The organism is Cellvibrio sp. UBA7671, assembly GCA_002483145.1.
GTDB lineage: Bacteria > Pseudomonadota > Gammaproteobacteria > Pseudomonadales > Cellvibrionaceae > Cellvibrio > Cellvibrio fibrivorans.
In genome coordinates this window covers 317,309-341,833 of sequence record DLHJ01000014.1, presented here as the reverse complement: position 1 = coordinate 341,833, position 24,525 = coordinate 317,309, and the positions used below count along the sequence as shown (strand labels likewise).

Here is a 24,525-nt window from a genome sequence, read left to right as displayed (position 1 = left end):
GGTATCAATTAAAACAATACCCGCTTTGTCTCAAATCCTGCGCTTTGCTGTCTGTTGGTTAGCTAACAGAGGGGCAGCAGGGATTAAAGACGCATAATGACGACCGCACTGTAGGGCGGGAGGATTCCTTGCTGGTAATCAGACTCCGCCACATTATGGCGAAACAGGGGGTGTTCACCGTCCCACGGGGGGGACGCCATTACCCGGGAATGCGACAGATTAAGATAAATACCCAGCTGGCTACCGTTACCCAAAATCCAGGCCGCCCGTATGGCCCTCGGCCCCATGATGGTGGTGCCAGTCGAGCGTGCCCCGGGCAGGAAAGGAGTTACGTGGGTGCGACGCAGAGTGAGTAGCTGCTGGTAAAAGCTCCACCAACGTTCGCGCTCCGACAGCTGGCCCTCCTCTTGCTCATCAGTGTCACTGTTTCCGGTGAATTCGATTCTGGAGCTGAGAAAGGTGCTGATGGCGTTGGGGTCAGGGATTTGTTGGCGCATTGATGGGTCCTGAAATTGCGTGAAGTGCGCAAATTCTGCCCGCCGCCCATCACGTACCGCTTTGGCCAAATTGTCTTCATGGTCGGTGAAATACAAAAATGGGTGCTTTTCTCCCCACTCTTCGCCCATAAACAACATTGGGATCATGGGCGAGAGGAGCATTAATGTAACCGCAGCTTTCAACGCATCGGGATCGGCAATTTGGGGCAGGCGCTCGCCTAGCGCGCGATTGCCCACCTGATCATGATTCTGCAAAAAAAGTACGAAAGCAGTCGGCGATAGATGGGCGCTGGGTTCACCACGGTAACGTCCGGTATGGCTCATCTCACCCTGGTAAATAAATCCTTCACCCAGGCAGCGCGCCAGCTTGACCGTAGGGGATTTGGCGAAATCGGCGTAATAGCCTTCATCTTCACCAGTGAGCAAGTAATGCAGCACATTGTGGCCGTCGTCGTTCCATTGGGCATTGAACCCCTCTTCCAGCAGACTGGCGGAATTGTCTTCATTTTCCAGAATTAAATGGACATGGCGATTGAACGGAAGGGCACTGCGTACCCGATCGGCCAATTCGACCAGGAAATCCTTTTCGCTGATCGTATGTACTGCATCCAGGCGCAATCCATCAAAGCGATAGTCGAAAATCCACATGAGGGCGTTTTCGCAAAAAAAATCGCGCACTTCGCGCTTGCGAAAATCAATTGCGGCCCCCCACGGAGTGTGTATGTCGTGACGAAAGAACCCGCTTGCGTACTCACCGAGATAATTGCCATCCGGGCCAAAGTGGTTGTAGACCACATCCAGAAATACCATTAGGCCCAGGCTGTGGGCAGTATCAATCAGGCGCTTCAATTCGTCAGGTGTACCGTAAGACGCCTCCGGGGCGAAAGGCAAGACACCGTCATAACCCCAATTGCGAGTACCGGGAAACTCATTAATGGGCATTAGCTCAATAGCGGTTATCCCCAATCGTGCCAGCGAAGGCAACAGTCTCTCGACCTTGCTAAAACCGCCAATGAGCCCGACGTGCAGCTCATACAATACGGTCTGGTGCCATGGCAAACCTTCCCATGAATTGGTTTGCCAGGGGTATGCCTGATCGACTACGCAACTCAACCCATGGGCATCGCCATGTTGGAGTCGGGCAGCAGGATCTGGTACTCGTGCCTTGCCATTAATGATGTAGCGATAAGCTGTGCCCGCGACACATTCAACGCGGGTGCTGTACCAGCCGTTTTTTTTATATTCCAGTGGATAAAGTCGCCCATCCCCCAAGCTGACATCAACTTTGTCCGCATCGGGAGCCCACAGTGAAAAGCGTGTAGTGCCATCCGGTAACGGAAAGGCGCCATGTGAATAAGTTTCTTGCACGCTTTCATATTTGGTAAAAGCGCTTTTAGTGGTGGTGCTATAAGGCATATCAAACTGCTCCGCGTATTTTTGCGTAGAGGCAATCGCAATGTTTAATCGGCTGCCGGAGTGCTATCACGATTTTTTTTAGCTGGTTGAAAGTCGATAGTTGCTGAGTCTTCAAAATAATTAGTGCGCAACTGCGGTAGATAATCCGGATGGTTAGTGGCAATAAATTGCACCAGTTTTTCACGTAGCAGGCAGCGCAAATCCCAACTATTGCTGGCGTTGCTGGAGCTAACCAGAATGCGTAACTGAATGGCTTTATCGCTGGTATCAGTGACCTGGATGTTGCTTACGCGGCCGTCCCATAATTCAGGATTTTGTTTGCACAAGCGCTCCAGTTCACTGCGCAAGGGATCAAGCGGCATTGCATAGTCGACCCATAAAAATAATGAACCTAATAATTGGGTGGATTCCCTAGTCCAGTTTTGGAATGGATTTTCAATAAAATATTGCAGCGGGACTATCAATCGCCGTTCATCCCATATTTTTATAACCACATAAGTACTGGTAATTTCTTCGATGCGCCCCCATTCATTTTCCACAATCACCACATCGTCGAGACTAAGAGGTTGGGTGATTGCGATCTGTAATCCTGCGATCAAATTACCTAACACGGGTTTCGCCGCGAAACCTACTGCCAGACCTGCTAAACCCGCAGAAGCTAACAAGCTGGCGCCGATTTGTTTTGCACCGGGGAAAGTCATCAACATGGCGGCGACGCCGAATAAAATAACGAAAAAAGAGAGTGTATGTACGAGCACTTGTGTCTGTGTGTGAATTTTTCGTGCCGTGCGGTTGTCACTCACTTGAATGGGGTGACGTTTGAAAATCACCTGACGGCCTGCGTCTACAAAACGTAATCCCAGCCAGATAATTACGCCAATAATAGCCAGCGTAATAAGATGGTTGACAGCACCTGCAAAACGCAACGTCTCTGGTGCTGAACGCCACACTATTTGCAAACCAATAAGGGGTATTAAAAAATGCAGCGGCGGTTTGACGCGTTCAAGTAAATCGCGCGCAAACGAAAATGGGTTGGCTATACGTGTCAATAAAAACGTAACCCCTGGTGCTACTAATGAAAGTACAACAAGGGTAATTAGCGCCGTTGCTAAAAAAGTTAATTCAGGAACATGCTCTGCCCAGTTGAAATTCATGACTATGCCTTTATTAACGCGTTTTTACGCACTGAATTTTGCGGCGTAATATCAGCGCTTCTGTCTTAGTGCCAGAATGAGCTCAACTTTACTCATTGTAGAGCGGCCGCTGATATGTTTTTTACGCGCCTTCGATCTCAATGCGGCGATGGATTGCTTTTCAAGTGCATTGGGTTCAGCTTTTGCTTGACGTGTTTCTGCTGCATGCTCCGCCGAATCTTTACGCGCCGCTTCTTTTGTCGTTTCCGGTGTCGTAGTGCCAGAGCCGGAGCGCTCTCCACCGCCCGATTGTTTGTTTACCGTGGCCCATGCAATTTGTTCCGCTTTTTCATGCGAAACGCCTTTGGCTTCATAACTGTCTTCAATGTGTTCCGCCTTTCGCTTTTGGGCGTCGGTATATTTTTGCTTGCTGCCGATAGCCATATGAATCTCCCGGATTTTTGTGCTATTAGAAAGCGTTGCTGAATTTCCGTTTTCAGAATAACGCCGCCTGCAGCGCAGCGATCAAATCGCTACGCAGCAGAAGGAAGTTGCTGATTTATTCCTTGTCGTGCGCAGCGACCAACGCTTTTGCCATTTTTAAATGGTGTTGCAATTTGGGTAGAGTTTGTTTGGCAAATGCGGCGATTTCTGCGTCATCAGACACTGCAGCTTGCTGAAACAGCTCGATAGTATCTTCGTGAGCCGAAACCTGATTTTTTGCATAGGCTTCGTCAAAGGATTCACCATCGCGTTGCTCCAATACGAATTTCTTTGCTTTGGTAGTCAGCTCTGCTTCATCCGACACCTCAAGATTTTTCCGGCTTGCGATGCCTGCCAATTCCATATTGGCAGCGGTGTGATCGCTAATCATTTTTTGTGCAAATGCTTGCACATCGGGTGAGCTTGATTTCTCCAATGCCAGTTTTGCACCTTCAACTTCGGCGACACCTTTGGCCGACACTTCTTCGACAAAATCATCTGCGTCAATTTTATCTACAGCAAAGGTCAGGCTCGAGGTTGCACCGAAAATGCACACAAGCGCGCTATTAGTCAGTAGTTTTTTGATAGTCATCGTTAGTACCTCTTTTTGGATTAATCCTTATAAATCTGGTTTGAAAAATTAATCGGTTTAACCAGATTGGTTTGACGATAGGTTCACTACCTACCTTAGGTTAATCCTGCCAAGAAAAATGAGGGGCTTCGGTGTGGTATCTAACCTATAACTAAAAAAGTTAAAAAAGGTGGAATACGTAAACGCCGCCAGCGAAATAGATGCATATGTTATGTGCCGCACAGTGGGATAGTTGTCGTTCAGTTATACCTATTAGCAATCCTATCGCGTGGAAGCGCATTTCTATGACTGAAAAAAGCAACAATTTTCTCAAGAACGATTTTCTCAATGACATCACCTGGTACAAAGACGCCATTATTTATCAGGCGCATGTCAAGTCGTTTTTTGATGCTAATAATGATGGAGTAGGGGATTTTGTAGGGTTAATGGAGAAACTGGATTACATTGTTGACCTCGGCGTCAATGCTATTTGGTTATTGCCTTTTTATCCTTCACCTATGCGCGATGATGGCTACGATATTGCGGAGTACCGCAGTGTGCATTCTGCGTATGGCAGCTTGGGTGATGTGCGTCGATTTATTACCGAGGCGCATAAGCGGGGCTTGCGGATTATTACTGAGCTGGTCATTAACCATACCTCTGACCAGCATGCTTGGTTTCAGAAATCCCGACGCGCAAAAAAAGGTTCCAAAGCGCGAAATTTTTATGTGTGGTCTGATACCAATCAAAAATATGAAGGGACACGAATTATCTTTTCAGATACTGAGAGTTCCAACTGGACCTGGGACCCGCTCGCAGGTCAATATTTTTGGCATCGTTTTTACAGCAACCAACCGGATTTAAATTTTGATAATCCCGACGTACTAAAAGAAGTGCTGAGTATCATGCGCTTTTGGTTCGATATAGGTGTTGACGGTTTGCGTTTGGACGCAATTCCCTATCTGGTTGAACGCGAGGGAACTAGCAATGAAAATTTGCCGGAAACCCATGAGGTATTGAAAAAAATTCGTGCCGAATTAGATGCAAATTACCCAGACCGCTTACTGTTAGCCGAAGCCAATTTGTGGCCGGAAGATATCCAGCAATATTTTGGCAACGGCGATGAATGTCATATGGCATTTCATTTTCCATTGATGCCGCGCATGTACATGGCTATCGCGCAGGAGGACCGCTTTCCTATTATCGATATTTTGCGGCAAATGCCGGAGATACCCACCAATTGCCAGTGGGCAATTTTCTTGCGCAACCACGATGAATTAACGCTGGAAATGGTGACCGATCAAGAGCGCGACTATTTGTGGAATCACTATGCAGCCGATCAGCGGGCGCGGATTAATTTGGGCATACGCCGCCGCTTGGCACCACTGGTTGAGCGTGACCGCCGCCGCATTGAATTATTAAATAGTTTGCTGCTCTCAATGCCCGGCACACCGACTTTGTATTACGGCGATGAAATCGGCATGGGCGATAATATTTTCCTCGGTGACCGTCACGGTGTGCGCACACCCATGCAGTGGTCCGATGATCGCAATGGCGGTTTTTCCCGCGCTGATCCGGCCAGTCTTATCGCCCCGGCAATTATGGATCCACTTTACGGTTTTCAAAGTGTGAATGTGGAAGCGCAAGCGCGCGATACGCATTCGCTGCTCAATTGGACGCGGCGTATTCTGGCTATTCGCAAGCAGCAAAAAGCGTTTGGGCGCGGCAATTTAAAAATGCTGACTCCGGCTAATCGCAGGATACTCGCTTATTTGCGTGAGTATTCAAGTGCGGAAGGTGTGAGTGAAATTATTTTGTGCGTGGCAAATGTGAGCCGTGCAGCACAGGCAGCTGAGTTGGATTTGTCAGCCTATGCCGGAAAAATTCCGGTTGAGCTTATTGGCGGAACCTCTTTTCCATTGATCAGTAAATTGAATTACCAACTCACTTTGCCACCCTATGGTTTTTATTGGTTTTTATTGGTGGATGAGGCGCAAATGCCCAGCTGGTATGTGGCGCCAGTCGAACCTATGCCTGAACTCACGACCATTATTATCAAGCAGAGCCTGCTTGAATTAATTGAATCCGAACCGGTGCGCACGCATATCGAGACCGAATCCTTACCCGTGTATTTGCCGAAATGCCCCTGGTTTGCGTTGTCGGGGCGTCCAATTTCCTCAGTAGAGCTGCGCTATGCGCTTCCTTTAGGCGACCCTTCTGATCTGATGGTATTGACGGAAGTAGCCGTCCAGCGCGACGCAACGGAAGAAATATATTTTTTACCAATGGGAGTAGTGGCTGATCATTTGGCGGGGACACCCGCACAACAATTAGCTTTAGCGCGCTTACGCCAAAAACGGCGCGTGGGTTTACTGACAGATGCATTCACTCTGCCGGACTTTAGTCGCAAGCTAATGCGCTACATGCGCGAGTCAGCGGTACTGCCTTTTGGTACTGGTGAGTTGCATTTTATTGCTCGACCAATGTTGGCGAGTTTTGATGCGACTCTGGATGAGGATATTAATCTCGCACCGACAATGAGCATCAATGGTTCAGTCATTATCGGCGAGAAAATGCGCTTGAAGCCGCTGCGTAAAGTGTTCGCCGGTATTCACCCTGAAGTAGAGATTGGCGCCTACCTTGGCGACCACAAATTTCCGAATATTGCGCCCATTTATGGTGAGATGAAGCGTGTCAATGCACAAGGTGAAACCTTCACATTGATCATCTTGCAAGATTTTATTAGCAATCAGGGAGATGCATGGCAGTGGACGCAAAATACCTTACAGCGTGCATTGCGCGACCAGCTTTCAGCCGGCAGTTCTTCAATGGACATGCAATACCCGGCACTGCGGGAATTAAAAAGCTTTGCTAATTTACTCGGCCAGCGATTGGGCGAAATGCATGTTGTATTGGCACAGCCAAGTGATGATCCACGTTTTGGTGTGCGGCCAATTCACGCCGCAGACACAGCAGAATGGGTAGACGCTATTGGGCGGCGGTTTGCCAAAGCGCTGGAAATATTACGTAATCAAAACACGCGCGATGCGAATTGGCTGATCGCACGTGCAGAAAAAATACAGCAGTTAATGGCGCAACTCGGCACTCGCGCACTCGGTGGTATACGCACACGTATTCATGGCAACCTCAATCTGGCACAGGTACTGGTCGTGGCGGGTGATGCCTATTTCGTAAATTTTGAAGATGCCTCCCACCAAAATCCATTGCGGGATGTCGCCGATATGTTGTGTGCATTTAATGATGCTGCGGCGTTGGCCATTCGCAACGCGCAGACAACTAACGTGTCGTCCGATAGTGAAGAAATTCGTCGTTTAATCGTTGCTTACACCTCTGCGGCCAGTGTGGCTTTTTATGATGCCTATGTGGGTGCTGCGAATGAACTGGCTCAACACTGGTCGCAACGCGGTGGTGAAGCCGCAGCGCTTGCACTGTTTTGTTTGGATAATCGTGCGCGTGAAATTATTAAGGCGGAGCACCGCCCGGATTGGTTAGATGTACCCTTGCGCGATTTAACTGAAATGATCCTCAAGTACCAATATTAACGAATAACCTTTTTATTCCGCTAAGGGTATAAACAGCGCTGTTTTAGGAAGTGGTTCATATGTGGTTTGGCGTACCGAAGATCGCATAAGAGGTGATTAATCTTAAGCTCTCATTGATACACAAGCAGCTTTGTTTGTAAGCTAATCGTTGTTGCTCATGCAGATTATGACGATAAACCTGTTACAAATACGCTGCATTTTAAAAAGGAAATATTATGAAATGCCTATTTCTCACGTCTAGTCCCGGTTACGGCCACACCCGCGCTGCAGAGGCCATTGATATGGCGCTCCAGTGCCGGTATCCCGGTATTGAAACGGAATATTTAAATATCACCAGTCTGCTCGATAGTCACGTGAGTAATGCCATTCAGGACGGTTATCTCAGGATGACTGCAGAACAGCCAGAGCTGTATCAAAAACTGTATGACATGGACAAAAATTTCTATCGCCAACTCGCAGGAAAAATTCCTGCGGATCAAAACTTGATAGATTTTCTTGAAGAGCAGCAGCGACGATTTTTTCCAGAAGTGTTTGAGCGTTCCCGGTTTTCACTGCCTGTATTTTACAAAAGTCTTGATAGTGCGTTATTAAATACCTTGATTAACAGCATTTGCAACCGCGAAAAAATTCCAGCCGGAAGGCTCCTGACCCAAGGGTTGCTCGTGTTGATTTTTAACATTCTTGCTGCGCGTGTAAGAAAGTTTGTCAATGAATATAAACCGGATATTTTAATTGCTACCCAAATGTACCCTAATGCATTGCTATCGCACTCCATTAAAAAAGGCTTGATTAAACAACCAGTGATAGGTGTGCTTACCGATTACGGTGTACATGGTGTATGGGTGCGCAACACCACGGACACCTACTGTGTTAGTCATGAAGACGTTGCTGCAGAGTTACGCAAGCAGGGTATAGCCGCAGACCGTATAAAAGTAACGGGAATCCCCTTGGTGCCAGCATTTTCCAATATTCCTACCCAGTCCCAAGCGCGTGCACATCTTGGATTGGATTCATGTCCAACCGTTTTAATAACTGGAGGTCAGTGCAGCATAGGTGTTTTAAATGCAGTTCAAAAATTATTGAATGACGAGTATCACAATTATCAAATATTGGTGACGGCAGGGAAGCACACGGCTGATATGGAGGCATTGCAACAACTAGCCAGGCATCATCAGCATCGTTTTAGATTGTATGGCTGGTGCAGCGATATCAGTTACTTGATCTGCGCTGCCGATGTGGTTGTGGGTAAACCCGGTGGTTTAACCTTAAGTGAAACGCTAGCGTGTGGACGACCTTTTATTGCTACCTGCTGTTTAGGTGGGCAAGAAGCGCATAACGTGCAATTTTTGCAAACCAATAAAGTGGGGCTGCAAGCGGGCTTGGAGCAATTGCCGCAGGTATTAGATGAGCTGTTCAGTAATACAGAACTGTTGCGAAATATGAAAAGAAACGCTTATCAATTGGGTCGGCCTGATGCGGCTATGGCAGTTGTTGCAGAGCTGGAAAATATCCTGCAACAGGATGACGACCGTTATATAGAGCCGACAAGCGCTTTCGGATTATGAAGAGCCATTTGTTCTATCGATTTATGTGCTGGTACGACGCCTATTGGCGCCGCACTCACGGCGTGGAAAAATTTGACGAGTTACTGAGTTTTTCGTTTGAAAAATACGCGGGTGAACGTCGTATTATGAATGATGGCACCTGGATTGAGCCTGGAGATTGGTTAGCCATCTTACATTTTAATCGCGAATGTTTTGCCAGCTCTTCGGCTAATCCAAAAGATTACATCCGCAACGCTTTACGATTCAGGAAGCTAATCTTGTCATCTCTAAGGAAATTGGCGCTGGATGTAATTGCGAACGAAAAATTTGTCATGGTAAAAGCGTTTCACGGTGTTAGCTGGTTACCACCACATGGCGAAAAATTGGGTTTTCTTATTGAGCGCCTACCAGATTCTATGTTGAATCAGGTGCGGACGTTATATTTTAAAATTCTGTTAAACACATTTTTTCCGCATCTTGCGGCGGCGGAAAAAAATCGCGTTCAACCGCATGCCTATTGGTTGACCCGCCAAAGTTTACTTAAAAATTTTACGCCGGAGTCATCGCATGAGCCTCTTATTCATTAACAATACAGGGCTCGCCTCTGTTTCATCTGTCAATCGGGTTTTGCCTCCGCCTGTGCATAAAGTGCCAGCTCCAGACATTATTGCATTATCAGAAATCAAGCCGGCTCATTCGATTTGTTTAACCTTTGATGATGGGCCAGACCCGTTATATACCCCGAAAATACTTGATGTGCTGGCCGATCATCAGGCTAAGGCGACTTTTTTTGTATTAGGTAAGGCGGCCGAGCAATTTCCTCATTTGGTAGAGCAGATACTGCAAGCGGGGCATTCCATCGGTAACCACACTTACAGTCACCGTCATCCCTGGGTGATGTCATCAGAACAAGCTAAGCAAGAAGTGGTTCAAACAAATTTGGTGATTAACACTATTGCCGGAATAACACCGCGCTGGTTTCGCCCGCCCTTTGGACGTTTGCGCACTGCTATGCGCGTGCAAGCACACAGCGAGCAAATGACTACGGTGTTGTGGAGCCGCAGTATTATTGATTGGGGTTTTTGCGGAACCAAAGTGGGTATAACGAGGCGTTTGGATCAAATAAAGTCTGGGGATATTGTGCTCATGCATGATGGAAGGCCCGGGCACAATCATCCCGATATTACTTATCAATGTTTACCCGGTTTTCTTCGCGCGCTTGCGGATAAATGTTTGGTGGCACGTAATCTTGATGAGGTTATATATCGCGCCGACTAAGGAGAATATTGTAAACCACTGTCGTGCGAGGCTAGCAGGTTCGGGTATATGTGGGTTGCCGTACCGAATCAACTGGTGTGAATTTATACATTAAGTGATGTTTTTCTATTGCGAGGATTTGATGAAAATACGTCACGTTGATATTGCTGTCATTGGCGCCGGCACTGCCGGTTTGAGCGCTTACCGCGAAGCGCGAAACTACACTGATAACCTTGTCCTGATCGAGGGCGGTGCTTACGGAACAACCTGCGCACGCGTTGGTTGTATGCCGAGTAAATTGCTTATTGCAGCGGCTGATCACGCCCATCACGCCAGCCAAAATGGTGTGTTTGGAGTGGATTACCCAACGCTCTTTATCAATGGGCAAGCGGTTTTGAAACGTATCAGGTATGAGCGGGATAGATTTGTCGGTTCTGTCGTTGAGGCTATTGATGAATTTCCCATTCAACATAAAATCAAAGCCCAAGCTAAATTTATCTCCACCCGCGAACTGGAACTAACCGGTGCTGATGGTTCCGTGTCGCAAGTGCGTGCTGAACGAATTGTTATCGCAACTGGTTCAATATCCGTCATTCCCGATTTTCTTCAGGGGGTGGGCGGGCGCTTGTTAACCAGTGACGACTTGTTTGAATTGGACAACTTACCCAAATCGGTTGCAATTTTTGGTGCTGGTGTAATCGGGTTGGAATTGGGGCAGGCATTGAGCCGGCTGGGTGTGAAGGTTGCCGTGTTTGGTAAAAACGGCGAGCTTACTTTCATTAAAGATCCAGCAATCAGTGAATATGCGGATGCTGAATTCAACCGCGAATTCTGTTTGGATTTAAATGCCTTTATCAATATTGTGCGCACCGAAAAGGATTCGGTGATTGTTGAATATCGTCATCGCGAAAAAGGAATGGTCGAGGAAGCTTTTGATTATGTGCTTGCTGCAACAGGACGTCGGCCGAACATCGATACACTCGCGTTGGAAAATGCAGATATCGAATTGGATCATAGAGGAATTCCATTTCATGATCGGTATACAGGGCAGTGCGGTTCCAGTTCAATTTATATAGCGGGCGATGTATCCAATGACATCCCTTTGCTTCATGAGGCTGCTGATGAAGGACGAATTGCAGGCGGTAATGCAGGACGTTCGTTAAGAAACCCTGAAGATATACGCGCTGGCTTGCGGCGAACGCCGTTAAGCATTGTATTTACCGATCCGCAAATTGCCAGTGTCGGACAGAATTTGGAGGAAATCAGAAAAAATTGCGGCAATTGTTATGCAATCGGTGAAGTCAGCTTTGAAAATCAGGGGCGCGCCCGTGTAATGAATAAAAACCGCGGACTGCTGCGAGTCTACGGTGAAAAAGGCACAGGTTTACTGTTAGGCGCTGAAATGTTTGGTCCTGCAGCGGAACATATCGCCCACCAGCTGGCGTGGGTTATACAAATGCGGATGACCGTGTCCCAACTCCTCGAGTTACCTTTCTATCACCCCGTACTGGAAGAGGGGATGCGCACGGCTTTACGCGATCTTAATCATAAGTTGCATAAAACGGCGCGGGTGCCGGACGCCTGCCTGGATTGTGGCCCGGGCGCTTAGAGGCAAGCGTTCGCTCATTGCTTCATTAATGACCGATCTGGTTTTGAGTCAAGGCTCGCGGACGAAATCTGCGAGCCTTTCTCATTCATACGCATTAACAGGGTGAATTTTTTGCCCAAATGCCTATAATGCCCACCCGTCTTAGTAGTAAACCCTGGCACACAATGCCGAACTTTCGTTTCCTATCCAATATCACCCGAATAAATGGAGTCTCATCGTGAAAGCACCTGTAAGAGTTACCGTCACTGGCGCCGCTGGCCAAATCAGCTATTCCTTGTTGTTCCGCATTGCCGCTGGCGACATGTTGGGTAAAGATCAACCAGTAATCCTGCAATTGCTGGAAATCACCCCGGCGCTCAAAGCCCTGCAAGGCGTGGCGATGGAGTTGGATGACTGTGCATTCCCACTGTTGGCTGGCATTGTTACTACCGATGATCCTGCTGTTGCTTTCAAAGACTCAGATTACGCATTGCTGGTAGGCGCACGTCCACGTGGCCCAGGCATGGAGCGTAAAGACCTCTTGGCAGCTAACGCCGCTATTTTCTCTGTGCAAGGTAAAGCGATTGATGACCATGCGTCACGCAACATCAAAGTTTTGGTTGTAGGCAATCCAGCTAACACCAACTCCTTGATCGCTCAACGCAACGCTCCAAACATCAACCCACGTCAATTCACTGCGATGACCCGTTTGGACCACAACCGTGCGCTGTCACAGTTGGCCACCAAAACCGGTACCAGCATCAACAACATCACCAAAGCGCTCATCTGGGGTAACCACTCATCTACCCAGTATCCAGACCTGCACAACACCTTGGTTGACGGCAAACCAGCATTGAGCCTGGTTGACCAAGCTTGGTACGAAGCAGATTACATCCCAACCGTACAACAACGTGGTGCTGCAATCATTGCTGCACGCGGTGCTTCTTCTGCAGCCTCAGCTGCTAACGCGGCAATCAACCACATCCGCGATTGGGCTCTGGGTACTCCAGCGAACGATTGGGTGAGCATGGGTGTATACAGCGATGGTTCTTACGGCATCGAAAAAGGCCTGATCTACTCTTTCCCATGCGTGTGCAAAAACGGCGATTGGGAAATCGTACAAGGTTTGGAAATCAATGAATTCTCACGTGCGCGTATGCAAGCGACCGAGAAAGAATTGCAAGAAGAGCGCGACGCAGTAAAAGAATTGCTGCCAGCGTAATTCGCAATAAGTTGATGAAAAAATGCCGCTGCTTTGTGAGAAGCAGCGGCATTTTTGTTGATAATTGTTATTGTGCGTTTTTAAATTTGTTTAAACTCCATCCACGCACTTTTGCTAGTCCCTGCAGGCAAATGCCATTTTTCGCTAAGCACTGCACCACGCTCCACACAAATATAAAATTGTTCCTGACCTTCGCCAATATCCGCAATTTTTGCGGCAGCTTCACTACCCGGGTTCCACACGACAACGCTCGGGCAATTGCTGTGGGTGATTTCAATGTTGGGTGAGCCGATGATGCTGACTGTGTTGTCGATTGCGTGATAAACACGATCTACGGGTCCCGGAAAACTCACATCGCCGGATTGGTGTTTTTCTGCATAGCCTTCAAAGTTGTCGAGATACTTTCTCTCTGCCAAGCCCAGCACACGCACATCGCTCAGTGAGCTGATGCGATGGTAATTGTGCATCGCCCAACTGCACTCAAAGTCTTCGGTGTCAGTATTGTTGATGGTGATTTCAAGTTTTGCCGTCTTGCCTAATGTCATGCGCAATTCGGCTGAAAAATCGAACGGAAATAAATCGTTAGCATCGCTTAAAAATAAAAATTCCAGCTCGACGTTGCCGTCGCTCAGTAAATGCGCCTCTCCTAATTCCCAAAAATTATTGCGCGCAAAACCGTGCTTGGGTTTGGTTGGGTCGGCTTGGTTGACGCCAAACCATGGTAGGCATAGGGGAACGCCACCGCGTAGAGCTGTACCTGCGGAAAAATCGCAATTAGGGCTGAGCCAAAGCAATGGATCTCCGTTGGTGGTTTTAAATTCCAAGAGATGCGCGCCTTGCAGTGAAATGACCGCGCTGCACAATTCAGTTTCTACCACCAATAAGGGCAAGCCTGTCCCGGGTGAATTGGGGTATTGTTCTTTGCTGGTGGTAAGGCGTAAGAAGCCGGATTTGGCCACCAATTGATCCAGGTGGAGTTTGCTTTCCGCATCGGGGGTGTTGATATGCATGATGGCTTCCATTTATGTGACTAATGGGCTCGATTCTATAGAAAAGCGTGCCAGCTAACAGCCAAATTTTTTGGTTTTGTGGGCTTTAAAACAGTATGATGCGCGCCTTTTCGACAATTTTGATTTTTCTTGGGCAGTGCCCGAATACTGGAATAGAGTAGGTGCTTGAGTGAGTAGTAAGACGCAGTTTGTGGGTGGAACGGCTTTTGTCATCGGCCAGCGCTGGATTAGTGAGTCAGAAGCGGATTTGGGGTTGGGAATTGTATTAGATGTGGCCAATCGCCGCCTTACCCTGAGTTTCCCCGCCGCGGGTGAACGCCGCACCTATGCGATAGATAATGCGCCCGTCAGCCGTGTGAAATACGAAGTGGGTGAGAAGGTTCGCCATCAGGACGGAACCAAAATCCAGATTACCAGCATTGTCGAGCAGGCTGGTTGTTTGATGTATGTCGGTCTGACTAAAGAGGGAGAGGAGTTTTCCATCCCGGAATTTGAACTGGATAGCTTTGTGCAGTTCAGTACGCCGCGCGACCGTTTGTTTGCGGGGCAGATCGACAAACACAACCATTTCACTCTGCGCTACCAAACACTCCATTATCAAAACCAGCATCGCCAATCATCCATGTTTGGATTGGCGGGGCCGCGTGTGCAATTGCTGCCACATCAACTTTATATCGCCAGCGAAGTCTCCCAGCGCCATGCGCCGCGCGTGTTATTAGCAGACGAAGTGGGCTTGGGTAAAACCATCGAAGCCGGTTTGATTTTGCATCAACAATTAATGAGCGGGCGTGTGCAGCGTGCATTGATTGTGGTGCCCGCGAGTTTGCAACACCAGTGGCTGGTGGAAATGCTGCGCCGGTTTAATTTGGCATTTACGCTGCTTGATGAAGCACGCTGCAATGCTTTGGTGGGGTTGGATAGCGTTGAAGAGTCAGTCGATTACGTCGATGACTTTGCAGATGATGATTTTAAAGGCGATGACAAAGACGAGTTTGCACAAGCGGCGGATATCAGTAACCCGTTTGAAACTGCGCAGCTGGTTATTTGCTCGCTGGATTTTCTTACCAAAAATAATTATCGCTACGAGCAAGCGGTTGCAGCCGAGTGGGATTTATTATTGGTGGATGAAGCGCACCATCTGCAATGGAGCGAAAAGAAGCCGAGCAAGGCCTACACCTGCATAGAAGGCTTGGCAAAAAAATCCAAAGGCCTGTTGTTGTTGACGGCAACGCCGGAGCAGTTGGGTGTTGAAAGCCATTTTGCACGTTTGCGTTTGCTCGATCCGGATCGCTATTACGATTTGGAAAAATTTGTCGCCGAGCAAAAAGCCTATCAACCTTTAAATGGTTTGGTACAAGATTTATTACAGGATCACCGTGACGATACCGGAACAATTTCCGCCGCGCTGGTTAAATCCTTAAGCGCTTATTTGCCCGTTGAAACTATCAACGAATTGCAAGCGCAAGCGGAAACCCAAAGTCTGGGCGCGGCGATAGATACCGCCATTCACTATCTATTGGACCGCCACGGCACTGGCCGCGTGTTGTTCCGCAATACGCGTAATTCTGTGAGTGGATTTCCCGAGCGTAAATTGCAAGCGCACGCGCTTAATTTGGACGATGAAGATCTTATCGCCTTACTTGAGCAACCACTGGCGACACAAATTTGCGCCGAACAATATTGGCAACAAAAAACGGAATCCGATTGGTGGACACAAGATCCGCGTGTGGTTTGGCTCGCTGAGTGGCTGCGTCAACATCGCCGGAAAAAAGTATTGGTGATCTGTGCCAACGCGGATTCTGCGCAATCAATCGAAGAGTATTTGCGTTTGCGCAAAGGCTTAACCACAGCCGTATTTCACGAAGGTTTGAATTTAATCGAACGTGACCGCGCTGCCGCTTATTTTGCTGAAGCTGAAGACGGTGCGCAGGTATTGGTCTGTTCGGAGATTGGCAGTGAAGGGCGCAACTTCCAATTTGCGCAGGATTTGGTGTTGTTTGATTTGCCTACCAATCCGGATTTGTTGGAGCAGCGTATTGGCCGTTTGGATCGTATCGGCCAAACCGCCACAGTGAATATCCATGTGCCTTATTATGAAGATACTGCACAGCAAAAATTGTTGGATTGGTATCACCAGGGTTTAAATGCCTTTGAAAAAACCTGTGCAATTGGGCAGGCGGCCTATGTCAAATTTGCTGATACGCTTTTGCCAGCATTAGTGAATAACGATGACACCACCTTTGCACAATTGTTAGACGAGACGCGCGCATTTTCCGCTGAATTGGTCGCCCAGTTACAACAGGGGCGCGATCGCTTATTGGAATTGAATTCGTGCAAGCCCGCACAAGCCGAAGCCCTGGTAGATGCCTTGGCAGAAAATGATGCGAGTAGTGTGCTGCCGATTTATATGGAGCAGGTGTTCGACAGCTTCGGTATCGATTTTGAAAAGCACAGCGAAAAAAGTTTGGTGCTGCACCCCAGCGACCATATGCGAATTGAACAATTTCCCGGTTTACCGGAAGATGGATTGACCGTGACCTATGATCGCCAACAGGCGCTATCGCGTGAGGATATGCAATTCCTCACCTGGGAACATCCACTGGTGCGCGGTGCGCAGGACCTGATATCACTCAGCGAATTTGGCAACACTGCTTTTTGTACCTTGAAATTACCGCCGCTAAAACCCGGCACCCTGATGCTGGAAGCCCTGTTTGTATTGCATTGCCCGGCACCGGCGGAATTACAGTTATTCCGCTATATGCCGCAATCCTTATTGCGGGTATTGTTGGACGATAAGGGCAAGGATTTATCCAATGTGCTGGGCATTAACCAACTGAGTAAGCTGTTGCAAAAAGTGCCACGCAACAACGCCCAAGATCTGGTTCGCCACGCGCGCCCGACCTTGACGACTATGGTGCAGAAAGCGGAAGAAATTACCGCTGCAAAGCAAACTGAACTAATTGCTGAAGCACAGGCGAAAGTTAGCGAGCAGTTGAACGGTGAACTTGCGCGCATGAAGGCGCTGAAAGATGTGAACCCGAATGTGCGCCAAGAGGAGATTGATTATTTGCAGCAGCGCTTGAGCGCAAGCCAACACTTTTTGTCGCAAGCAAAAATTCGTTTGGATGCACTGCGTGTCGTAATGACGATATAAAAATTCATTTAACCCTCATTCCCAAGCTCAGCTTGGGAATGCTTACCTAATAGATGCAATGATTCAATGGTTTTTGCCTGAATTAACCCGAGACAAACATTATGTATATTTTCTCTGCCAATGGCCGCGCAAAAAAAGCCTTCGATGATATTAAAGAAGGCCAAATGGTGCCTTTTATTGTGTATATCAATTTCAAAGATTTATTCGGCGCAGAGCACCTGTGCAAACTTTATTTGATGCGCGCAGGTTTTATTGAAATACAAATTGAAAACCGCAAACTGGTGCCTAGCAACCTGACTAGTGATCCGCGTGTGGTTGCGGCCGATAAAGCGATGGCAGAAGCATTGAAAGACGGTTATATGATCCAGATGTTTGACGAATAAACCGATGTTTGAAAAATATCCCAATGTTTGAAAAATAAATAATCTCAATAAAATCCGGCGGCTAGATGGCAGTGAATTTTTTATCAGCCGCCGGACTCATTGGTAAAATCTCACCACTCAAACATTAAGCCAACAATGGGTATTGCTTCCCCGTCTTCAATTTCCTCTTTTCCGCTGCGCTCGTTAAAATCTGAATTGCCGGGGTTTTCTGAGCCGAGCAAGTTAATGACATCAATAAATGCAATAACATTGGTGCGGCCAAAACTGCGGAGATAATCCGCGCGAAAATTCAATGAGTTGTAATTGCCGTATCTATCCGTGTTGGTTGCGATAGTCTCGCGTGAATAACGCAGTGGTTGTGCATCACCCAAAACATTACTGTGGATAATATAAGCGTCACTGGGCTTTCCGGATGCCCATTTCCAGCGCGACGACAATTTCCACCGCTGATTGATTTCCCATACGCCACCGATGCTCACAATATGCGGGCGGTTGAAGTCGGCATCGTATTCTGTTGCATCAGGATTATCGCGCACGCGCGCGTCGTTATAGGAATAATTGATGCTGGCTGACCAGCCATTATCGAACAGCCGCGTAAGCGCGGTATCAACACCAAAAGATTTTCCTTCGCCTGTATTGGCCAGTGTTTGATTAACATTGTCCCCGTTGACAACCAGGTTGTGCAAATCCTGGTAGTAGGGTTCGACTAAAAACTCAACATCATTATTCCAGCGATAGACAAATCCTATGCTGACTTGATCGATTACTTCGTTTTCAAGTTGGCTGTTGTTTGCATCGCTGGCGCGGTCATTAAAGCGCGGCGCTTGAAAATAGCGTCCTGCGCTAGTTGTCAGGCGTAGGTTGCTATTAATGAGCCAGGTAGCGCCAACGCGTGGTGACAGTAAGTCTTCACTGGAAAAATTATCGCGATCGTAACGCGCACCGGCGCGAAAGCTCCAATCATCGAGCGCGAACTCCTGGTTGGCGTAAAGTGCGTAATTGGTTTCAGTCTGTGTGTAATGATTGTTGATTGCTTGCGGTGTGAGTACTACATATTTTTGCTCGGGATTTTCTCGATAATCATTTTGATCATAGGTGTAGCGAATCCAGTCATCATCCAGTGCCAGTGAAAATGCCAAATCAACCTGGGTGATGCGCAGGCCGCTGGATAACCGGCCGAATGTATTATTGATTTCAAAATCCGTTTGTAACCCGAGTTCTTGTTCCTCGGCTTCGGAGCGAAGAATATTATTGCGCACAGGAATTGTATTGGCAGGAGCACCTGTTTCTACCAGATCCGGATAGGCTTCACCGGTGCTGCTGCGCTCATCATAATTGCGTAAATAAATTTGGTTGGTGAGTTCGCCATCGCTGCCAATCAAACGGGTCCAGGTCAGTGCAAAGAGGCTGTTATCCGCTTCGCTGTCTACCAGCTCCACATCTACATAATTGCCCGGTTCATCTTCATCCGATGCCAATACGTTATCGATAGTGCGTTGGTATTCTTCGGGGGCGTAAATCGCCAGAAAACTTAATTGATCATTATCACCAAGTTCGCTGGTGGATTTAAAAATCACATCGGTGAGTTTGGGTGTGCCTATATCATCTAACCCGATGGTTTCAAACAACCGGCCGAAATCGTAATCGCGTGCAGAAAATAAAATAGAGGTTTGGTCGTGAAACCCGCTGGGGCCATCGTAACCAATTTCGATGCCGGCAATATCCAGACGGGTGCGATAGGCGGGAGTATCCGGATTACCTTCGGCGACATTTAACTTCAATAAGGAACCTGCGCGACCACCGTAGGCAGGATTCCAGCCGCCCGGTTGAAATTCGGCGGTTGCGATGGTGTTGGGTGCAAAGACGGAATAGCGCCCGCCGCCTTCAATTTCTTCCTGCTCGCCGAAGCTATCGCTGAAATGCACTACTTTATCGAATGGAATGCCGTCCACCAAAATCAAATTGTCGCGCGGACCATTGCCGCGCACGGTAAAGCTGGAGAACTCGCCATCGCCGAACAAGCCCGGCAATCCATCCAGCGAGCGCAGCACATCGCTACCACTGCCAGCGGCGCTGTTCAGTGCTTCCCCATCAATAAAGCTGGTGCCCGCCGGGTTGAGCGGATTGCCTGCAATCGTTTTTCCAACAACTAATAGTTCTTCCACACCTGGGCTGACGCCAGCCAGTTTGGTTTCTATCGGCGTTGTCTTATTATCCAGGACTCTTACTCTCGGCAGGCGCACACTTTGGTAATCCGGATGATTGATAAGCAGCGTATAGAGTCCGGCATCCAATGCATCAATTTGCACCAGGCCTTGTTCGTTCGCACGGGTTTCTGTAGTCGCACCAGCGCGCGATAGAAGGGTGATCGCGGCATTAGGGATAGGTCTCTGCGTACTGGAGTCGATCACTGTCAGGCGAATTTTTCCGGTATCGGCGTAGGTGTTGGATACATAACCTGCAAGTACCAGTGGCAGGAGCGTGTGGGTTAAACGATGCAATGGGTTGGTATGCTTGTGGCGGAACATAAATGTGACGACTCCTTGAATTCATCCACGCTGTGAGTGGACTTGGTGATGTTTTGATTCCCTCGACTATACGTAGCCACTCCGGTTTTATTTCACTGGCTTGTATGAAATGTTGATATTTTTCATGAAAGGCCAGGCTGAAATTGTTTATCTTGCTTAAATCCGCTTTTCGCGCAGCTCCCCTGCGTCAAAACAGCTTGTGACCCTGATTGACTTTTGATGAATAAAAACTGCCACCCGTACAAAAAAACATGCGGAATCCGAAGGGAAATGCACAATGAACGATAAACAATCAGGAAGCTACAGTATGTTAGTGAATGGGACCGTACTGGGCGCGACACCAATCAAAACCAGTTTGTTGTTAGTGGCTGCATCTTTGAGTGTGCTCTTTACCCTGGTGAAACCCGAAGCATCGGTCGGATTGGGATTCTGGGCGCGTTTCAGTTTTTGGGTGCTGCATATTGGAATCGGGTTGTTGGCCATTTTATTGGCGAGTTACTGCTTAAGGTTTTGGCGGTTGGCGCAGCTGTCCACAGTACTATCCTTGGGTATCACCGGTGTTATAGGCGCGGCTCTGGCTGCACCGCTTTATTGTGTGGTGGAGCTAATGTATCCACCCGAGTTAATTGATGGTGCATTGGATGAGTTTGCTTCACAGGGATGGTGGCAGGCAATTGTTGCTGAGTTTGCGTGTGTGATGCCTATCATGTTGATGAGCTGGTACACCGTAAACTTACCCTATCTGTTAAATAAACCCGTGTTGACGACTATATCCGAGCCCGATGCTCCAGATGACAGTTTTGACGAGACTGAAAAAGAGATTCAAGAGCGCAAGCAGCGTTTGGAGCATCTATATGAACGCCTGCCGGAGGTGCTTGGCAGGGACATAGTTGCCATTTCTTCTGATCTGCATTATCTCAATGTATATACAACGCTCGGCAAAACCATGATCTTGGGCAGCTTGAAATATTACGCCGAAGCCCTGGTGGATTCCGGTATGCAGGTGCATCGCGCCAATTGGGTGGCCAAAAAACATATTGTGAAAGTTCATATCACTACTACCGATGCTTACTGTGTCATGACTAATGGATTGAAAGTGGCCATAAGCCGCAACAAACGCAAAGAAGTAAAAAATTATTTTGGCCAATCTGTTTGCGCTCCTGCCGCTTTGACGCCCGTGCCTTTGCGTAGAGTGAAATAAATTGCTTGAAGTGAAATGAATGCAGGGTAATAACAGCGCGAACTTTTAAACTGCTTGTGGGTCTAGAGATAAGTTTTTATCACTGGCACTTTTTCTGGCACTACAAGCATGTTGGCTAGCATTCCTGAATTCAGGGAAGTTGATTTTTCCCATCTCTCCATTGCGGGTACCAATCCAGAATCGGTCGAGCCTGTGCGCAAGCAGCGATCGACTTTGCTATGGCTGGCGTTACTTTTATCCTTGTTGCTGCATTTATCCTTACTGCTATTCCAATTTAGCGAAAAACAATTTCATCCTCAACCGACTCCAACACTCCATATTGATTTGCGTCAGCTACCCGCTAAGACACAGGATATTGCGCCCGAGATAATCACACTAGATGTTAATGAGATCCCGCCTGTTTCGAATGTAGAGCGAGAGGTTGTTGCCTCGTCTGTTGTTGCGGAAAAAATTGTCACAGTTGAAAAAACGCTTGCAACCAAACCCGCCACTCGATTGGTGATCGAGCCACTGTCGGCGCAAGAGCTGAAAGAGATTGCGGAGAGACATGATGCGCAATCGGCTTCTCATTCCACTGCTGCAATCGCAGAAAATGTATTTCATCCCGGTCTGCGCGCACGGCTCTCTGCTGAGGCAAACAAACCAACACTGATGCGAGTTGAAGATTCAGGTTTGCAAACGTTTACCGATCCTGCCGGTGCAACGGTAGTGAAGTTGCCTGGTGGAGGTTGTATGAGTTCTCCCGCGAACACAAAAATCGGCGCACCCAAAAATTGGTATTTCACAGCCTGCGGTGGTCAATCGGAAAGTGAAAAAATGTTGGAGCGGGTGAATAGCGATGTAAAGGGAAAGCTGTGATTTGATGAATAAAAAAATCGTCATAACATTTGCATGTTATGACGACAAGGGAGTTTAAGTGGCCGAATTATTCATCCGGCTACTTAACAAGAAACTCAATATTAATAATCGCTACAAATTAATCGGTTTTCTTTGGGCGAAAGCTGGTTTTTTTGCCATCGCGCTCGCCGAAGCGTGGTTTGTCACGGCCGCCATCTTTATTGCCAAAGTCACGGCCACCACCTTCTCGCGGACCAAAGTCACGTTTTGGTTTGCGGCTAAAATCATCGCCGCCAGTGCGTGGGCCGGTATCCAAAGAAATCTCAAGCGGGCGGCTACGCACGCGCACTTTTTTCAATTTGGCGAGAATGTCTTTTGAAATGCCGGTGGGCAAATCGACAGTAGAAAACTCATCGTGCAATTTGATGTGGCCGATGAAACGGCTCTCGATACCAGCTTCATTAGCGATAGCGCCAACGATATCGCCAGGGCGAGCTTCGTGATTGCGACCCACCTCAATGCGGTAGCGATCCATATTCTCGTCATTGTGCTCGCGGCGCGGGCGATCTTCACGTGAGCCGCGATCGCGTCCACCATCACGACCACCGCGATCATCACGTGAGCTACGCTCATCGCGGCCGCCACGTTCACTGCGCTCACGCTCAGGTTTCACATCGGTAAATTTCACTTGCAATGGACGCTCGCGTTGTAACAAAAAGGCGAGGGCAGAGGCAATTTGTTCTGGCGATACATCATTTTTGTGGCTGTATTCAGCCAACAAATCGTTAAAGAAACTTAAATCCGCTTGCGCTTGCAAGGTGTCGGTAATTTGTTGGGTGAATTGATCGATACGATGTTTGGTAACCGTTGCACCGCTTGGCAATTCCATCAAGGTGATAGGCTTTTTAGTTGCTTTCTCGATGGTGTAGAGCAAACGTTTTTCACGTGGCGCTACAAACAAAATTGCTTTACCGCTACGACCGGCGCGGCCAGTACGACCAATACGGTGAACATAGGCTTCGCTATCGTACGGAATATCGTAGTTCACCACGTGGCTTACACGTTCAACGTCAATACCGCGCGCGGCAACGTCGGTGGCGATAACGATATCGAGCTTGTTGGTTTTCAATCGCTCAATGGTGCGCTCACGCAATTGTTGGTTCATATCGCCATTGAGTGCAGAGGCAGAGTAACCACGTGCTTCCAATTTTTCGGCGAGTTCAACGGTGGCAGTTTTGGTGCGCACAAAAATAATCATACCGTCGAAAGGTTCAACTTCCAGAATGCGGGTGAGTGCATCGAGTTTGTTGGTGCCGCTCACCATCCAATAAACCTGCTCAATATTGGCATCGGTTGATTGGCTGCTGGCGATTTTAATTTCGGTGGCGTTGTTCAAATAATTGTTGCACACATGGCGAATTTCTTTCGGCATGGTGGCTGAGAAAAGTGCGGTCTGGCGAGTTTTTGGCGTGTGTTCCAAAATCCATTCAACGTCATCGATAAAACCCATACGCAACATTTCGTCGGCTTCATCGAGAACCAACGCTTTCAGATTGTTGAGGTTCAAACTGCCGCGACGCAAGTGATCCATTACGCGACCTGGAGTACCTACAACTACGTGGGCACCGCGTTTTAATGAGCGCAGTTGGCTCGTCATATCCTGGCCGCCGTAAATCGGCAGCACATGGAAGCCAGGAATTTCACTGGCGTATTTTTGGAAAGCTTCTGCAACCTGGATCGCGAGTTCGCGCGTCGGTGCCAATACCAAAATTTGTGGATCTGCTTGCTTGGTGTCAATGCGAGACAACAAAGGCAACGCAAATGCCGCCGTTTTACCGGTGCCGGTCTGTGCCATGCCGAGAATATCTCCACCAGCAAGCAGAACTGGAATTGCAGCTGCTTGAATGGGTGATGGTTGCTCATAGCCAACTTTTTGGATGGCGCGCATAACGGGTTCAGAGAGGGCTAAATCGGAAAACATAATGGGTTCAGACATGTAATAACCTGTGTTTAAACATAAAAATCGCACGCAAAAAACCACGAGACAACAGCAAAATGCTGCATCTGTACTTTTTTACGGTTTGATTCTTATTAGTTTTTTAATGGGTGTTTGCGAAAAGCATCGCCCAATATAAAGG

At 48.0% G+C, this 24,525-nt stretch carries 17 protein-coding genes; 10 read left to right on the top strand and 7 right to left on the bottom strand.

The window, feature by feature from the left end; translation table 11 throughout:
• Positions 1 to 83: 83 nt before the first annotated feature.
• The 4 genes from treZ to B4E62_RS13210 form a co-directional block, all read right to left on the bottom strand.
• Positions 84 to 1,913 (bottom strand): malto-oligosyltrehalose trehalohydrolase, encoded by a 1,830-nt coding sequence (gene treZ, locus B4E62_RS13225; RefSeq protein WP_310070603.1) that lies wholly within the window; start codon positions 1,911 to 1,913, stop codon positions 84 to 86.
• A 44-nt stretch (positions 1,914 to 1,957) separates the two neighbouring features.
• Entirely contained in the window at positions 1,958 to 3,067 is a 1,110-nt protein-coding gene (locus B4E62_RS13220) for a mechanosensitive ion channel family protein (RefSeq protein WP_331352374.1), read from the bottom strand.
• Between the two features lie 51 nt (positions 3,068 to 3,118).
• Positions 3,119 to 3,490, bottom strand: coding sequence for a termination factor Rho (locus tag B4E62_RS13215; protein ID WP_331352373.1), 372 nt, complete (start codon positions 3,488 to 3,490; stop codon positions 3,119 to 3,121).
• A 115-nt stretch (positions 3,491 to 3,605) separates the two neighbouring features.
• The gene (locus B4E62_RS13210) at positions 3,606 to 4,121 is read right to left on the bottom strand and encodes a DUF4142 domain-containing protein (RefSeq protein ID WP_310070612.1); all 516 of its coding nucleotides are present in this window, start codon (positions 4,119 to 4,121) and stop codon (positions 3,606 to 3,608) included.
• Positions 4,122 to 4,405: 284 nt separating this feature from the next.
• Between B4E62_RS13210 and treS the strand changes: the two genes are divergently transcribed.
• The 6 genes from treS to B4E62_RS13180 all read left to right on the top strand — a co-directional run bounded on the left by treS (position 4,406) and on the right by B4E62_RS13180 (position 13,274).
• Positions 4,406 to 7,663, top strand: a complete 3,258-nt coding sequence (treS, locus tag B4E62_RS13205; protein ID WP_331352372.1) for a maltose alpha-D-glucosyltransferase — start codon at positions 4,406 to 4,408, stop codon at positions 7,661 to 7,663.
• Positions 7,664 to 7,878: 215 nt separating this feature from the next.
• Entirely contained in the window at positions 7,879 to 9,228 is a 1,350-nt protein-coding gene (locus B4E62_RS13200) for an MGDG synthase family glycosyltransferase (protein WP_331352371.1), read from the top strand.
• Between the two features lie 62 nt (positions 9,229 to 9,290).
• A complete protein-coding gene (locus B4E62_RS13195) occupies positions 9,291 to 9,794 on the top strand; it encodes a YkoP family protein (protein ID WP_310070622.1) in 504 nt (167 codons plus the stop codon).
• Positions 9,775 to 10,485 (top strand): polysaccharide deacetylase family protein, encoded by a 711-nt coding sequence (locus B4E62_RS13190; protein WP_331352370.1) that lies wholly within the window; start codon positions 9,775 to 9,777, stop codon positions 10,483 to 10,485. Before B4E62_RS13195 ends, B4E62_RS13190 begins: the two co-directional genes overlap by 20 nt.
• Before the next feature lie 121 nt (positions 10,486 to 10,606).
• Positions 10,607 to 12,073 (top strand): dihydrolipoyl dehydrogenase, encoded by a 1,467-nt coding sequence (locus B4E62_RS13185; protein ID WP_331352369.1) that lies wholly within the window; start codon positions 10,607 to 10,609, stop codon positions 12,071 to 12,073.
• A gap of 217 nt (positions 12,074 to 12,290) precedes the next feature.
• A complete protein-coding gene (locus B4E62_RS13180; protein ID WP_331352368.1) occupies positions 12,291 to 13,274 on the top strand; it encodes a malate dehydrogenase in 984 nt (327 codons plus the stop codon).
• An 80-nt stretch (positions 13,275 to 13,354) separates the two neighbouring features.
• Here B4E62_RS13180 and B4E62_RS13175 read toward each other — a convergent pair whose 3' ends face one another.
• The gene (locus B4E62_RS13175; protein WP_310070630.1) at positions 13,355 to 14,284 is read right to left on the bottom strand and encodes a D-hexose-6-phosphate mutarotase; all 930 of its coding nucleotides are present in this window, start codon (positions 14,282 to 14,284) and stop codon (positions 13,355 to 13,357) included.
• Positions 14,285 to 14,453: 169 nt separating this feature from the next.
• On the opposite strand from B4E62_RS13175, the gene rapA reads away from it, so the two are divergent.
• Both rapA and B4E62_RS13165 read left to right on the top strand, forming a co-directional pair.
• Positions 14,454 to 17,438, top strand: a complete 2,985-nt coding sequence (gene rapA, locus B4E62_RS13170; RefSeq protein ID WP_310070633.1) for an RNA polymerase-associated protein RapA — start codon at positions 14,454 to 14,456, stop codon at positions 17,436 to 17,438.
• Between the two features lie 101 nt (positions 17,439 to 17,539).
• A complete protein-coding gene (locus tag B4E62_RS13165) occupies positions 17,540 to 17,821 on the top strand; it encodes a hypothetical protein (RefSeq protein WP_310070636.1) in 282 nt (93 codons plus the stop codon).
• Between the two features lie 110 nt (positions 17,822 to 17,931).
• Here B4E62_RS13165 and B4E62_RS13160 read toward each other — a convergent pair whose 3' ends face one another.
• Complete coding sequence (locus B4E62_RS13160; protein ID WP_331352367.1) at positions 17,932 to 20,349, bottom strand: TonB-dependent receptor; 2,418 nt, start codon at positions 20,347 to 20,349, stop codon at positions 17,932 to 17,934.
• 277 nt (positions 20,350 to 20,626) lie between these two features.
• Between B4E62_RS13160 and B4E62_RS13155 the strand changes: the two genes are divergently transcribed.
• Complete coding sequence (locus B4E62_RS13155; RefSeq protein WP_331352366.1) at positions 20,627 to 21,550, top strand: LytTR family DNA-binding domain-containing protein; 924 nt, start codon at positions 20,627 to 20,629, stop codon at positions 21,548 to 21,550.
• A 108-nt stretch (positions 21,551 to 21,658) separates the two neighbouring features.
• On the top strand, positions 21,659 to 22,408 hold the full coding sequence (locus B4E62_RS13150; RefSeq protein WP_331352365.1) for a hypothetical protein: 750 nt from the start codon (positions 21,659 to 21,661) through the stop codon (positions 22,406 to 22,408).
• Positions 22,409 to 22,526: 118 nt separating this feature from the next.
• Here B4E62_RS13150 and B4E62_RS13145 read toward each other — a convergent pair whose 3' ends face one another.
• Positions 22,527 to 24,383, bottom strand: a complete 1,857-nt coding sequence (locus B4E62_RS13145) for a DEAD/DEAH box helicase (protein ID WP_331352364.1) — start codon at positions 24,381 to 24,383, stop codon at positions 22,527 to 22,529.
• Positions 24,384 to 24,525: the final 142 nt, after the last annotated feature.